The 13,400-nt window shown below is 63.4% G+C and carries 14 protein-coding genes and 1 tRNA gene; all 15 read left to right on the top strand.

Annotation, left to right across the window (positions count from 1 at the left end; translation table 11 throughout):
• Positions 1-548: SMC-Scp complex subunit ScpB (gene scpB / locus AB5164_RS07345; RefSeq protein WP_368147928.1), on the top strand; the 548-nt coding region annotated here is incomplete at its 5' end.
• The gene (locus AB5164_RS07340; protein ID WP_368143018.1) at positions 535-1,491 is read left to right on the top strand and encodes a pseudouridine synthase; all 957 of its coding nucleotides are present in this window, start codon (positions 535-537) and stop codon (positions 1,489-1,491) included. The genes scpB and AB5164_RS07340, both read left to right, overlap by 14 nt.
• 66 nt (positions 1,492-1,557) lie before the next feature.
• Positions 1,558-2,244, top strand: a complete 687-nt coding sequence (gene cmk, locus AB5164_RS07335; protein ID WP_368143016.1) for a (d)CMP kinase — start codon at positions 1,558-1,560, stop codon at positions 2,242-2,244.
• A gap of 3 nt (positions 2,245-2,247) precedes the next feature.
• Complete coding sequence (locus tag AB5164_RS07330) at positions 2,248-2,976, top strand: lysophospholipid acyltransferase family protein (RefSeq protein WP_368143015.1); 729 nt, start codon at positions 2,248-2,250, stop codon at positions 2,974-2,976.
• 2 nt (positions 2,977-2,978) lie between these two features.
• Positions 2,979-3,878 (top strand): 4-hydroxy-3-methylbut-2-enyl diphosphate reductase, encoded by a 900-nt coding sequence (locus AB5164_RS07325; RefSeq protein ID WP_368143014.1) that lies wholly within the window; start codon positions 2,979-2,981, stop codon positions 3,876-3,878.
• Positions 3,879-3,880: 2 nt separating this feature from the next.
• A complete protein-coding gene (locus AB5164_RS07320; RefSeq protein ID WP_368143012.1) occupies positions 3,881-5,323 on the top strand; it encodes a DUF512 domain-containing protein in 1,443 nt (480 codons plus the stop codon).
• 10 nt (positions 5,324-5,333) lie between these two features.
• A complete protein-coding gene (gene der, locus AB5164_RS07315; RefSeq protein WP_161116173.1) occupies positions 5,334-6,668 on the top strand; it encodes a ribosome biogenesis GTPase Der in 1,335 nt (444 codons plus the stop codon).
• Positions 6,661-7,344 carry a glycerol-3-phosphate 1-O-acyltransferase PlsY gene (gene plsY, locus AB5164_RS07310; RefSeq protein ID WP_368131813.1) on the top strand — a complete coding sequence of 228 codons (684 nt, stop codon included), beginning with the start codon at positions 6,661-6,663 and terminating at the stop codon, positions 7,342-7,344. The genes der and plsY overlap by 8 nt, the downstream gene beginning before the upstream one ends.
• A 9-nt stretch (positions 7,345-7,353) precedes the next feature.
• Positions 7,354-8,361: an NAD(P)H-dependent glycerol-3-phosphate dehydrogenase gene (locus tag AB5164_RS07305; RefSeq protein ID WP_368143010.1), complete on the top strand. Its 1,008-nt coding sequence runs from the start codon at positions 7,354-7,356 to the stop codon at positions 8,359-8,361.
• An 18-nt stretch (positions 8,362-8,379) separates the two neighbouring features.
• Entirely contained in the window at positions 8,380-9,051 is a 672-nt protein-coding gene (rpe, locus tag AB5164_RS07300) for a ribulose-phosphate 3-epimerase (RefSeq protein ID WP_368143008.1), read from the top strand.
• Between the two features lie 6 nt (positions 9,052-9,057).
• On the top strand, positions 9,058-10,236 hold the full coding sequence (locus tag AB5164_RS07295; RefSeq protein ID WP_368143007.1) for a cysteine desulfurase family protein: 1,179 nt from the start codon (positions 9,058-9,060) through the stop codon (positions 10,234-10,236).
• Positions 10,233-11,042, top strand: coding sequence for a Nif3-like dinuclear metal center hexameric protein (locus AB5164_RS07290; protein WP_368143005.1), 810 nt, complete (start codon positions 10,233-10,235; stop codon positions 11,040-11,042). The genes AB5164_RS07295 and AB5164_RS07290 overlap by 4 nt, the downstream gene beginning before the upstream one ends.
• Positions 11,039-11,758, top strand: a complete 720-nt coding sequence (locus tag AB5164_RS07285) for a zinc ribbon domain-containing protein (protein WP_368143003.1) — start codon at positions 11,039-11,041, stop codon at positions 11,756-11,758. Before AB5164_RS07290 ends, AB5164_RS07285 begins: the two co-directional genes overlap by 4 nt.
• 3 nt (positions 11,759-11,761) lie before the next feature.
• Complete coding sequence (gene coaBC, locus AB5164_RS07280) at positions 11,762-12,973, top strand: bifunctional phosphopantothenoylcysteine decarboxylase/phosphopantothenate--cysteine ligase CoaBC (protein WP_368143001.1); 1,212 nt, start codon at positions 11,762-11,764, stop codon at positions 12,971-12,973.
• An 80-nt stretch (positions 12,974-13,053) separates the two neighbouring features.
• Positions 13,054-13,130, top strand: a tRNA-Pro gene (locus AB5164_RS07275).
• Positions 13,131-13,400: the final 270 nt, after the last annotated feature.

Genomic DNA, 13,400 nt, shown 5'->3' with positions numbered 1-13,400 from the left:
TTCAACTGCGCGAGGTCGCCGGCGGCTGGCGCCTGTTCACGCACCCCGCTTACCACGACGTGGTCGAGGCCTATGTGTTGAGCTGGGACACGCAAAAGCTGTCCCAGGCGGCGCTCGAAACCCTGGCCGTTATCGCATACCACCAGCCCGTAACGCGCGAGGTGGTCAAGGGCATCCGCGGCGTCAACTCAGACGGCGTCATCGCGTCGCTCGTGGACAAGGGTCTGGTGCGCGAGCTCGGCCGCGACCCCCAGCGCGGTCAGGCCATCATTTACGGCACGACCAACGCCTTCTTGGAAAAGTTCGGCCTGCGCTCCACCCGCGACCTGCCCGACCTGGAGCAGTTTGCCCCCGACGAGCAGTCGCGTCAGTTTATCCGCGAGCGCCTGAGCGGCCACAGTATTCAGTCCACGCTCGAGGAGCAGGCCGAGGACCTGGACGAAGAGCGCGAACTGCTCGATACCGATGTTGAAGATGTTGAGGCAGTCGAGGACTTGGAGACCCTAGTCGTCGACGAGACCTCGGAGGATTTGCATGACGAGGACTAACGAAGTAGGGGAGACGCGCGCCATGGGCACCGCAGCGCCCGATGCCCAGCACGTCTATCCGCACACCATGCGCCTGCAGCGCTTTTTGGCGCGCGCGGGCGTGGCGAGCCGTCGCGGCTCGGAGGACCTGATGACCGCTGGCCGCGTGACCGTCAACGGCCAGGTCGCGACCGAACTGGGCACCAAGGTCGACGTCGACCGCGACCATATCGAGGTCGACGGCATGCCCGTCAAGCTCAACCAGGGCGCCGTATACTTGATGCTCTACAAGCCGACCGGCTACCTCACCACCATGAGCGATCCGCAGGAACGCCCTTGCGTGGCCGATCTGGTCCCGCGCGACCGCTTTCCGGGACTCTTCCCGGTGGGTCGTCTGGACCGCGACACCACGGGCCTTTTGCTCTTTACCACCGACGGCGACCTGTCGCAGGACCTGCTGCACCCCAGCAAGCATGTCTACAAGACCTACCAAGCGCTCGTGGACGGACAGCTGACCGACCGCGATCTAGATCCGCTCCGCCGTGGCATCGAGCTCGACGACGGCCTATGCCAGCCGGCAATCTGCCGAGTCATCAACGCGCGCGAGGCCGTGGCCGTGGCTCCGCAAGGCGTCAAGCCCGGCACCACCGCCGTGGAGGTCATCATTCGCGAGGGCCGTAAGAACCAGGTCAAGCGCATGCTGGGCAAGATTCACCATCCGGTAATCCGTCTGCATCGCTGCAACTTTGCCGGCCTTGAGCTCGAGGGCGTGGCCAAGGGCTCGTGGCGCGAGCTCACCGACCGCGAAGTGCAGATCCTCAAAAGCGGTGGCATCCCTCCCAAGCAGGCCAGCGCCATGCGCGGAGGCAAGCCCCAGGAAACCCCCGCCAGCCGCACGCGTCACCACGGCAGCCACGGCTCCGCACCCAAGCGCAACACATATCGCGAGCGCTACACGGGCTAGGCAACCTGCCGCGCCCCAACGCCCGCGAACCACACCAGCACGTCACCCATCGAAAGGAAGCATTGCATGATCGTCGCCATCGACGGCCCCGCCGGTTCCGGCAAGTCCACCATCGCCAAGGAGATCGCCCGCCAGCTGGGCTTTAACAAGCTCGACACGGGCGCCATGTATCGCGCCGTCACCTTCGCCGCGCTCGACCGCGGCATCGACTTGGATAACGAGGCGGCCATCGACGCCCTCGCCGAGCAGATCGAGATTCGCTTTACCAACGGTACCGGCGAGGACACGCGCCTGACCATCGACGGCCAGGACGCTTCGGCCGCCATTCGTACCCCGCAGGTCGACGCCAACGTGTCCAAGGTCTCGGCCTACCCGGGTGTGCGCACCGCCATGCTCATCCACCAGCGCCGCGCAGCAGAGGACCGCGATATCGTGGCCGAGGGTCGCGACATCGGAACCGTCGTGTTCCCTAACGCGCAGGTCAAGGTCTTCCTGACCGCCGACCCGCGCGAGCGCGCCCGCCGCCGCGTGCTTCAGCGTCACCAAAACGATGCCCAGCCGCTCACGTCCGAGCAGCTCGAGGCCGAGGTCGACGAGACCCTCGACGCCCTTAAGCAGCGCGACAAGCTCGACAGTAGTCGCGAGGTCGCCCCGCTCGTGCCCGCCGAGGACGCCGTGCACGTCGACTCCACCGCCCACACCATCGACGAGGTCGTCTCAATAATCGAGAACCTCATCAACCAAAGGAGGTAGCCCATGCGCCTGTTTAAGCAGACGCCCGAGGACTATTACAACGCCCCCTACGCCGAGTTTCCAGCGCTCATCCGAGGCACCGTCGTCGTGGTTATGGCCATCCTTTGGGCCTTCTCCAAGCTCATGTGGCGCTGGAAGGTCGAGGACGCCGATCTTCTGTTTGAGCGCCAGGAAGGCCGCGGCAGCGTGGTCATCTGCAACCACACCTCGATGGCCGAGCTCTTGGCCGTGGAGACGGCGCTGTTCTTTGGGGGGCGCCGCATTCGTCCCATCTTTAAGTCCGAGTTCGCCAAGAGCAAGATTGTGCGCTGGGCCTTTAGCCGCGTAGGCGGCATCCCCGTGGAGCGTGGTACTGCCGATATGAAGTGCCTGCGCGCCGCCCAGCATGCGCTGCAGCGCGGCGAGGACGTTCTGATCTTCCCCGAGGGCACGCGCATCCGCTCGCGCGAGATCAAGCCCGAGGTCCACGGCGGTTTTGCGCTCATCGCTCAGATGGGCAAGGCACCCGTGAACCCGCTCGCCATCTGCGGCTGGTCCGACATCACGCCCGCGGGCAAAAAGATCATGCGCCCTAAGAAGTGCTGGATCCGCGCCGGCAAGGCCGTCTCGCTTTCCGACGCACCGGCCGGACTTAAGCGCACGGAGCGCCTGGAATGGTTTGAGTCCGAGGCCATGAGCCGCGTCTACGCCATGCGAGACGAGCTATGCGCCGAGCATCCGGGCAGGTTCTAGCCATGAGCGAGAACGTGACGAACACCGCCGCGACTGCGTCCGACCAGGCAACCGCGCCCACCATCGAGATTGCCGCCCACGCCGGCACTTGCTACGGCGTACAGCGTGCGCTCGATATGGCGCTGGCCGCCGCGCCGCAGGCAGGGGAGTGTGCTCAGGTCCATACCTTGGGTCCGCTCATCCATAACCCCATCGTGGTGCGCGAGCTCGCTGAGGCAGGCGTTGGCTTGGCCGAAACCCTGGACGACGCCGCAACCGGCACCGTGATCATCCGCGCCCACGGCGTGGTGCCGCAGGTCATCGATGCCGCTCGTGAACGCGGCCACAACGTGGTCGACGCCACCTGCCCCTACGTGAAGAAGGTCCATATGGCAGCCGAGCGCCTGGTGCGCGAAGGCTACCGCGTGATCGTCGTGGGCGAGCCGGGCCACCCAGAGGTCGAGGGTATTCTAGGCCACGCCGGCAATGACGCGCAGGTCGTGAGCTGTGCCGCCGACGCCGATGCCCTATCGCTCAAGGGCAAGGTGGGTCTGGTTGTGCAGACCACCCAGACCGCGCAGAACCTCGCCGAGGTCGTGGCCGCTATCACCCCGCGCGTGCAGGAGCTGCGTGTGATCAACACCATCTGCGCCGCCACGAGTGAGCGTCAACAGGCAGCAGCCACACTTGCCAACCGCTGCGACTGCATGGTCGTCGTGGGCGGCAAGAACTCGGGCAACACCCGCCGCCTGGCGCAGATTTGTGCCGATGCCTGCGAGCGCACGTATCACATCGAGGAAGCTTCCGAGCTCCAGGCCGCGTGGTTTACCGACGCTCATCACATCGGCATCACCGCTGGAGCCTCCACCCCGCAAGAACACATCGAGCGCGCCGTCGAGCGCATCAAGGAGCTTTGCCGCTAATCATGGACCAGACCGTACCCGCATACGCCGCCGAGGTGGCCGATTACGGGCGCAGCCGCGACCCCGAGCCGGGTGAGGGCGCGCTCGTTAAGAACGTGCGTCCCGAATCGCCCGCGTGGGATGTGGGTATCGAGCCGGGCATGCGCGTGCTCACGGTCAATGGCGAGAAGCTTACCGACATGATTGTGTGGCTCTGGGAGGCCGACGATGATACCGTCGACCTGGAGGTTTTCGATCCGCGCGACAACACCGTCACCTCCGTCGAGCTCGACCGCTTCCCGGGAGAGGACTGGGGCCTTGAGTTCGATGGCCCTATCTTCGATGGCATGCGCACCTGTGTGAACGCCTGCGTGTTCTGCTTTATGACGATGCTCCCCAAGGGCGGCCGCTCCACGCTCTATATTCGCGACGACGACTATCGCCTGAGCTTTTTGCAGGGCAACTTTGTCACGCTCACGAACCTCACCGACGAGGACGTGCAAAACGTCATCCAGCGCAACATGAGCCCCATGAACGTGTCAGTCCATGCCGTAAGCCCCGACGTCCGCCGCCGCATGATGGGCCGCAACGCCCAGCGCGGCATGGACGTACTCGAGGCCATCATGGCCGCCGGCATCGAGATTCACGCGCAAATCGTGTTGTGCCCCGGTATGAACGACGGCGAGGAGCTGGAAAAGACCCTGCGCTTTTGCGAGGAGCACGAGCAAATCACAAGCCTGGGCATCGTGCCGCTCGGTTTTACCAAGCATCAGAACCGTTTTAGCTGGTCCTACAGCGACAAGCCCGAGCTAGCGCGCGAGACCATTGCCATGATCCGACCGTTCCAGGACCGCGCCTATGAGCGCTTTGGCCGCCACACCTTCCAGATGAGCGACGAGTTCTATCTGGACGCCGGCATCGATCCTCCCGAGGCAGACTTTTACGACGGGTACCCGCAGTACTACGACGGCATTGGCATGATCCGCTCATATCTGGACGAGACCGACGACGTGCTTGCCGCCGACGCCGAGCGTCTGGCCCGCGTCCGCGTTGGCATCGCCGAGCGCAACCAGCACCTGCTGTGTCTCTCGGGCGCCAGCGCGCGCGACACCGTGGCGCGCTTTGTGGAGTCGCCGCATGGTCTCGGCGGCACCGTCACAGCCATCAAGAACCGCTACTTTGGCGGCAACGTGGACGTGACCGGCCTCATCGTCGCGTGTGACATTCTAGAGCAGCTGCCCCAAGATCTGTCGGGTGTTATGCTCTTTGTGCCTAAGCTCATGTTCAACGCTGACGGCATGACGCTTGACGAGTATCATCGTGACGATTTACTCGCAAGCCTTACCAGTCGCGGCGCTGAGGTTCATGTGGTGTCGACCATGCCGCATGAGCTGCTCGATACCCTGGAGCACATCCTTGGCATAACGCCCGCCAATTCAACTATTCCCACTGACCCTACCCATTAAAGGAGAGCAGATGAAACCTATCGTCGCCGTCGTCGGACGCCCCAACGTGGGCAAATCCACGCTCGTTAACCGCCTGGCCCAGACCTCGGACGCCATCGTTCATGAGTCCCGCGGCGTCACACGCGACCGCTCATACCACACGGCAGATTGGAACGGCCGCGAGTTCACCATCGTCGACACGGGCGGTATCGAGCCGCTCAAGAGCGACGATGTCTTTGCCACGTCCATCCGCGACCAGGCCCTCGCCGCCGCCGAGGAAGCCGCCGTCATCCTGTTTGTGGTCGACGGCCGCACCGGCGTCACCGAGGAGGACGAGTCGGTCGCCCGTATGCTCAAGCGCTGCGACAAGCCGGTCTTTCTGCTAGTGAACAAGCTCGACAACCCCGATCGCGAAAACGACAGCATCTGGGAGTTCTATTCGCTTGGCATCGGTGAGCCCACGCCGCTCTCGGCCCTGCATGGTCATGGCACGGGCGACCTGCTCGACGATATCGTGGCCCTGTTGCCCGAGGAGGAGGACGAGATCGCCGACGAGTTCCCCGATGCGCTGAACGTCGCCATCATCGGCCGCCCCAACGCCGGTAAGTCCTCGCTGTTCAACCGCATCCTGGGCGCCGACCGCTCTATCGTGTCCAACATTGCCGGCACGACGCGCGACGCCATCGATACCGTCGTCGAGCGCAACGGCAAGCACTACCGCATGGTCGACACTGCGGGCATCCGTAAGAAGAGTACCGTGTACGAGAATATCGAGTACTACTCCATGGTCCGCGGCCTGCGCGCCATCGATCGCGCCGACGTGGCGCTGCTCGTCGTCGACGCCTCCGTGGGCGTTACCGAGCAGGACCAGAAGGTCATGGGCTTGGCCATCGAGCGCGGCTGCGCCATCGTGGTGCTGCTCAACAAGTGGGACCTGCTCGACGACGACCGTAAGCGCGAGGCCTGCATGGAGACCATCGACCGCCGTCTGGGCGTCATGGCTCCCTGGGCCCAGTACCTGCGCATCTCTGCCCTGACCGGCCGCAGCGTCGAGAAGATCTGGGCGATGGTCGACGCCGCCGAGAAGACGCGCTCGCAAAAGATCAGCACCTCGCGCCTCAACACGTTCCTCACCGATCTGCGCGAGTTCGGTCATACCGTGGTGGACGGCAAGCGCCGCCTGCGCATGCACTACGTGACCCAGACGGGCGTCAACCCGCCGACGTTCACGTTCTTCGTCAACCACAGCGATCTGGTCAACGACACCTATCAGCGCTACGTCGAGAACCGCATGCGCTCGACCTTCGACTTTGCCGGCACACCCATTCGACTCTTCTTTAGGAAGAAGGAGCAAAAGGATGCATAATCCGATTCTGCTGACCGCCATCTGCGCCGTGGTCTCGTTCTTTATCGGGGCGATTCCGTTTGGCCTGATCCTGGGCCGCGTGTTCAACCACACCGACATTCGCAAGGCGGGCTCCGGCAACATCGGCACCACCAACGCACTGCGCGTAGCCGGCCCCAAGGTGGCCGCGCTCACGCTGCTGCTCGACTGCCTTAAGGGCGCCATCTGCGTCCTTATCGCGCGTCCGCTCATTGCGAGCGTGGGCTATGGCTTCCCCGTGAGCATTATGGCCCCCGGCGCCGCCGGCGACTGGATGCTCGGCGTCATTTGCCTGGCAGCGGTGTGGGGCCATATCTTCTCGCCCTACCTCAACTTCCATGGAGGCAAGGGTATCGCCGTGGGTCTGGGCGTTATCCTCGCCTGGTACTGGCCCATTGGTCTGTCGCTGCTGGGCATGTTTATCGTGGCCGTCGCCATCACCAAGTTCGTGTCGGTGGGCTCGCTTGCCGCGGCCATCGGTCTTCCCATTGCCGCTTGTGCGGTCTTTCCATACAGCAGCCTAGGACTTAAGTTTTGCATGGCGATGATCGGCATCACCGTGGTGTGGGCCCATCGTGCGAACATCAAAAAGCTCATGACCGGTAAGGAGTCCAAGCTCTCGTTTACCAAGCGCGTCACCGAGCCCGACGATAAGTAGGAGAGAGTCATGAATGTTGCGCTGATTGGCTCTGGCTCCTGGGGAACCGCCGTCGCCGGCCTTGCCGCCGCGCGAGCCGAGCGCGTGACCATGTGGGCCCATAGCGAGCAGACGGCCGTCGGCATCAATGGCGAGCACCGCAACCCCCGCTACCTTGTGGGCTACGAGCTGCCCGGCAACGTCGTCGCCACGACCGAGCTCGTGCAGGCGCTCGACGGCGCCGAGACCATCATCTTTGCCGTTCCTTCGACGCACCTTCGCAGCGTGTGCCACCAGGCCGCGCCCTTTATCGCCGCCGATACCCCGGTGCTTTGCCTCACCAAGGGCATTGAGCCCGAGTCCGGCCTGCTCATGAGCGAGGTCATCGCTAGCGAGATCGGCAACGAGGCGCGCGTGGCGGCCCTCTCTGGCCCCAACCATGCCGAGGAGATTTGCCGCGGCGGACTTTCTGCCGCCGTCATCGCCAGCGAAGATCCGCAGATAGGGGAGGCCTTTAAGGACCTGCTCCTGTCCACGGCCTTCCGCATCTACCTGTCGCAGGACATGACCGGTGTCGAGGTCTGCGGCGCCATGAAAAATGTCATCGCCATCGTGTGCGGCATCTCCGCCGGCACCGGCGCGGGCGACAACACGCTCGCCCTCATCATGACGCGCGGCCTAGCCGAGATCAGCCGTCTGGTGCACGCCCGCGGCGGTCAAGCTATGACCTGCATGGGACTTGCCGGCATGGGAGACCTCATTGCCACCTGTACCTCGGAGCATTCGCGCAACCGCACCTTTGGCTACGAGTTTGCCCACGGCGTTTCGCTCGACGAGTACCAGACGCGCACGCATATGGTTGTCGAGGGCGCCGTCGCGGCCCGCAGCGTCAGCGAACTTGCCCGTTCACTGGGCGTAGACATTCCGCTCACCTTTGCCGTGGAGCAAACGCTCTACAACGGTGTTACTTTGGATAGGGCACTCGAGATTCTTACCGACCGCGTCCCCTCTCAAGAGTTCTACGGACTCACCGACTAGCGCAGAAAGGCTACTACCATGGGTTCCATCAAAATCGCTCCGTCCGTCCTTTCGGCCGACATGGCCAACCTCACGGGCGAGCTCGACAAGATCGCCGGTGCCGACTACGTGCACTTCGACGTTATGGACGGTCACTTTACCGGCAACCTCACCTTTGGCGTCGACATCCTTAAGGCCGTCAAGCGCTCTACCGATGTACCGGTCGACGCGCACCTGATGGTGTCGAACCCCGACGAGACAGTCGATTGGTATGCCGACGCCGGTGCCGACATGATCACCGTGCACTACGAAGCTTCCACGCACCTGCACCGCACGCTCACCCATCTGCAGCAGCGCGGCGTTAAGGCTGGCGTGGTGCTCAACCCCGCCACCCCCGTGTGCGTACTCGAGAGCATCATCGACGTCGTCGATATGGTGCTGCTCATGAGCGTGAACCCGGGCTTTGGCGGCCAGAGCTTTATCCCGGGCACCATCGCTAAGCTCCACGAGCTCAAGGCCATGTGCGAGCGCCACGGCGTGTCGCCCATGATCGAGGTCGACGGCGGCATCTCTTCCAAAAACATCGCCGAGGTCGTCAAGGCCGGCGCAAATGTCCTGGTGGCCGGTTCCGCCGTATTTAAGTCCGAAGATCCCGCTGCCGAGGTTACGCTGCTGCAGAAGCTGGGCAACGAGGCCGCACAGGAGGCATAAACCCTTATGACCGCAGGTCAAAACCGCATACCCGTGAATCTTGACTATGCCGCCTCGACGCCCATGCGCGCCGAGGCGCTCCTTGCGCAGCGCGAGTACGACGACAGCGAGCTTGCCGGCGTCAACCCCAACTCGCTGCACTCGCTCGGCCGCAAGGCTGCCGCGCGTCTGGAGGTTGCACGTCGCGAGATCGCCCGCAGCTTTGGCGCGCGCGTTCGCCCGTCCGAGATTGTACTGACCAACGGCGGCACCGAAGCCAACCAGCTGGCGCTGCTCGGTCTTGCCGAGGGCGCTCGTCAGCGCGATCGCAAGCGCGATCGTGTAATCGTTTCGGCCATCGAGCACGATTCGATTCTGGACAACCTGCCGCTGCTGCGTGCCGCCGGGTTTAGCGTCGACCTGGTGCAGCCCTGCCGTGCGGGCTACATCGAACCCGCCGCACTGAGCGACTTGCTCAGCGACGACGTGGCGCTCGTGAGCATTATGGTCGCCAACAACGAGACCGGCGTGGTGCAGCCCATCCGCGAGCTTGCCGCGGCCGCGCATACCGTGGGCGCCCTGTTCCACACCGATGCCATCCAGGGGTATCTGCACATTCCGCTCGATGCCGCCGAGTTGGGCGTCGATGCCATGTCCGTCGCTGCCCATAAGATTGGCGGTCCTGTGGCATCCGGCGCGCTCTACGTTAAGACCCGCACGCCGCTGCGTCCGCGCATCTTTGGCGGTGGACAGGAAGCCGGACGTCGTGCCGGCACGCAGGACCTGCGCACGCAGCTGGCCTTTGCCGCCGCCGCCTCCGCGCTGTTGCCGACCGTGGCCCAGGAGCGCGCGACGCTGCAGGCCTTGTCCGACAAACTTTACGCCACGCTTACGGCTCATCCACGTATTCATGCCACCATGGGCGACTACGTACAGGCCGATCGCCTGCCGGGCATGGTGTCGATCTACGTCGACGGCATGGACTCCGAGGAGCTCATCGTCAAGCTCGACGCCGCCGGCTTTGAGGTTTCGGCCGGCTCGGCGTGCTCGAGCGGCAGCATGGACCCGAGCCACGTGCTCAGCGCCATGGGCATTGGTCGCGAACAGGCCCTGGGTGCACTGCGTATCTCCTTCGATGACCGTGTGGACCTGGCTGACCTGAACGACTTTGCCCAGACGCTGCTCTCGATCGTAGGTGCTGCATGATCGTCGCCGAGCTTGAACGCGCGCTGCTGGCGCGCTACCCCAAGGCGGACGCCGAGGGCTGGGATCATGTAGGGCTCTCCGTGGGCGACCCTGCCGCCGAGATTGCTGGCGTGGCCTGCGCGCTTGATGCGACCGAAGCTAATATTCTCCGCGCCCAAGAAGCCGGTGCAAACGTGCTGCTGACGCATCATCCCATCTATATCAAGGCGCCTGAGGCGTTTTGCCCGGCGGATGCGACGCGCCCCCAGTGCAGCGCAGCGCTGTTTGAGGCCGCCCGCTGCGGCGTGAGCATTATCTCGCTCCACACCAATCTGGACCGCTCGCACGAAGCGCGCACCTGCCTGAGCGAGCTGCTGGGCGCTGAGCCCGTGAGCTCGCTGGAGCACGTGGACGACCCCGAGGCCACCGGCCTGGGCGCGCTTGCAACGCTCAACGACCCGTGCACGCTGCACGATCTTGCCACCCGTGCTGCCACGGCCTTCGGCAGCGACCCGCGCGTGTGGGGCGAAGCCGAGCACGCATGCCGAACCGTCGCTATTTTGGGCGGCTCCCTGGGTGACTTTGGAGAGCTTGCCATCGCTGCGGGCGCAGATGTTGTCGTGACGGGCGAGGCGGGCTACCACGTGGCGCAAGACCTTGCCTTGCGCGGGCTGTCGGTGATCTTGCTCGGCCACGACCGCTCTGAGGAGCCGTTCGTTGATATATTGATGAACTCTGCAGTTGACGCCGGGGTCGACCCCCGTCATGCGATTAAAATACTGAACCCTTGCCAATGGTGGACTGTGACAAAAGGAGAGAACTTATGAGCGCCGGCGCTACGCTACTCAAGCTGCAACAGATCGATTTGGAGCTCGCCCGCAACAAGAGCGAACTTGCCAATATGCCGGAGCTCAAGGAGCTCGCTTCCAAGCGCAAGACCTATGTGAAGCTCAAGTCCGAGATGACCAAGCTCTACGCCCAGCGCAAGGATCTGGACATTGAGCTCGACGATCTCAACACCACCGAGATTCAGACCAACAACGCCATCGAGGCTGCCAAGAAGCGCCATGTCGACGGCTCCGACTACCGCGAGGTTCAGGACCTGGAGAATGAACTCGCAACCCTGGCCAAGCGTCTGGACAAGATTGAGCACACCCGCAAGGATGTCGTCATCGCCCATAAGGAGGCGCTCGACCGCGAGGCCCGCGCGCAGGCAATCATCGCCAAGTTCGAGGAGGGCGTGAAGGCCGATACCAAGGCCGCCCGCGCCAAGGCTGCCAACCTGCAGGCTCAGATTGACGCCGCCACTAAGGAGCGCACCGCGCTTGCTGCCACGCTGCCGGCCGACGTGCTCACCGACTACGAGCGTCTGCTCAAGCAGTTCCGCGGCCTGGCCGTCGAGACCATCCAGGGCAACATCCCCACGGTCTGCCACACCGCGCTGCAGGCATCGTCCATGAGCGACCTTAACCACGACGGTAGCGAGATTACGCACTGCCCGTACTGCCACCGTCTCCTGGTGCTCCCGAGCAAGGAAGCTTAAACGATGGCGGCATCCAACAATTCAATGCAACTTGAGGGAAAAACGATCCTGCTGGGCATTACCGGCGGGATCGCCGCCTATAAGTCGTGCAATATCGTGCGCCTGCTGCAAAAGCGCGGCGCGCGCGTCAAGGTCGTTATGAGCGAGCATGCCACGGAGTTCGTGGGGCCGCTTACCTTCCGCGCGCTCACCAACGAGCCCGTTGCCGTGGGCCTATTCGACGATCCCTCCGACCCCATCCACCACATTTCGCTGGCGCAGGAGCCCGATCTGGTGGTCGTTGCGCCCGCGACGGCCAATATCATCGCCAAGATGGCCAACGGCATCGCCGACGACCTTATCTCCACCACGCTGCTTGCGACGCCGCGACCCATCGTGATCGCACCCGCTATGAACAACGGCATGTGGAAGGCGCCGGCAACGCAGGCCAACATGGCCACGCTGCGCGACCGCGGGGTGCACGTGGTTGGCCCCGGCAGCGGCTACCTTGCCTGCGGCGACGTGGACACGGGCCGTATGAGCGAGCCCGAGGACATCGTCGAGGCCGTCTGTGAGGTGCTCAGTCCCGCGCCGCAAGACCTGGCAGGCAAGCGCATCGTGATTACCGCCGGCCCCACGCACGAATCGATCGACCCGGTGCGATTCATTGGCAACCGTTCGTCGGGCAAGATGGGCATCGCCCTGGCGGGGGAGGCTGCTCGCCGCGGTGCCGAGGTCACGCTCGTGTTGGGACCGACATCGCTCGATGTGCCCGGCGGCATGGAGTGCGTGCGCGTGCAGACCGCCGCAGAGATGCTGCAGGCGGCGGCGAGCGCCTTCCAGACGGCCGATGCGGCAATTTGTGCGGCCGCCGTCGCCGACTATACCCCCGCCACCCCTGCGGACCATAAGCTCAAAAAGTCCAACGAACGCTTGGATCGCATCGAGCTTGTCGAAACGGTCGATATTTTGGCCGAGCTCTCGCGCCAGAAGGGAGAGCGGCGCGTGATCGGCTTTGCGGCCGAGACCGATAACGTCGTGGAGTACGCGCAGCGTAAGCTCGCCCGCAAGGGTTGTGATGCCATTATCGCCAACGATGTCTCGCGCGCCGATTCGGGCTTTGGAACCGACACTAACAAGGCCTGGATTGTGAGCACAGCGGGTACACAGGAACTTCCCGTGCTAACAAAACCCCAGCTCGCAGATACAATTTTGGACTTGCTTCAAAAATTGTAAAAAAGTTCTTGCACAAGTCTAAAGTTTCGGGTTAATATACTCCCTGTTGCGAGCGAGAGCAGAGCAACAAACAAAAGCTTCGGGACGTGGCGCAGCTTGGTAGCGCACTTGACTGGGGGTCAAGGGGTCGCTGGTTCGAATCCAGTCGTCCCGACCAGAAGTTTGCAGGTCAGGCACCTAGTGCCTGACCTTTTTTGTTTTAAGCAATTGCTTAATTTTCAGTAAGCAACAGGGTGCCAATAATCTACCTGCGCGATAGTCGTCTTTTGCGGTTACTTGCGCGTTTTGCACGCACTTGAGCCGATTTATCAACGCGATATGAATCTACATACGCGTAGCTGGTATACAGCTGTTAGCGCCGGGCGATTTTAGCCGCTAATAGTCAAACGATTTTGACCAATCCCGGTCACCGAATAATGGCCACCGT

It is taken from the genome of Collinsella aerofaciens (assembly GCF_040915425.1).
Classification (GTDB): Bacteria; Actinomycetota; Coriobacteriia; order Coriobacteriales; family Coriobacteriaceae; genus Collinsella; species Collinsella aerofaciens_BW.
The sequence above is the reverse complement of the archived record's forward strand: the minus strand, read 5'-3'. Positions and strand labels throughout refer to the sequence as shown.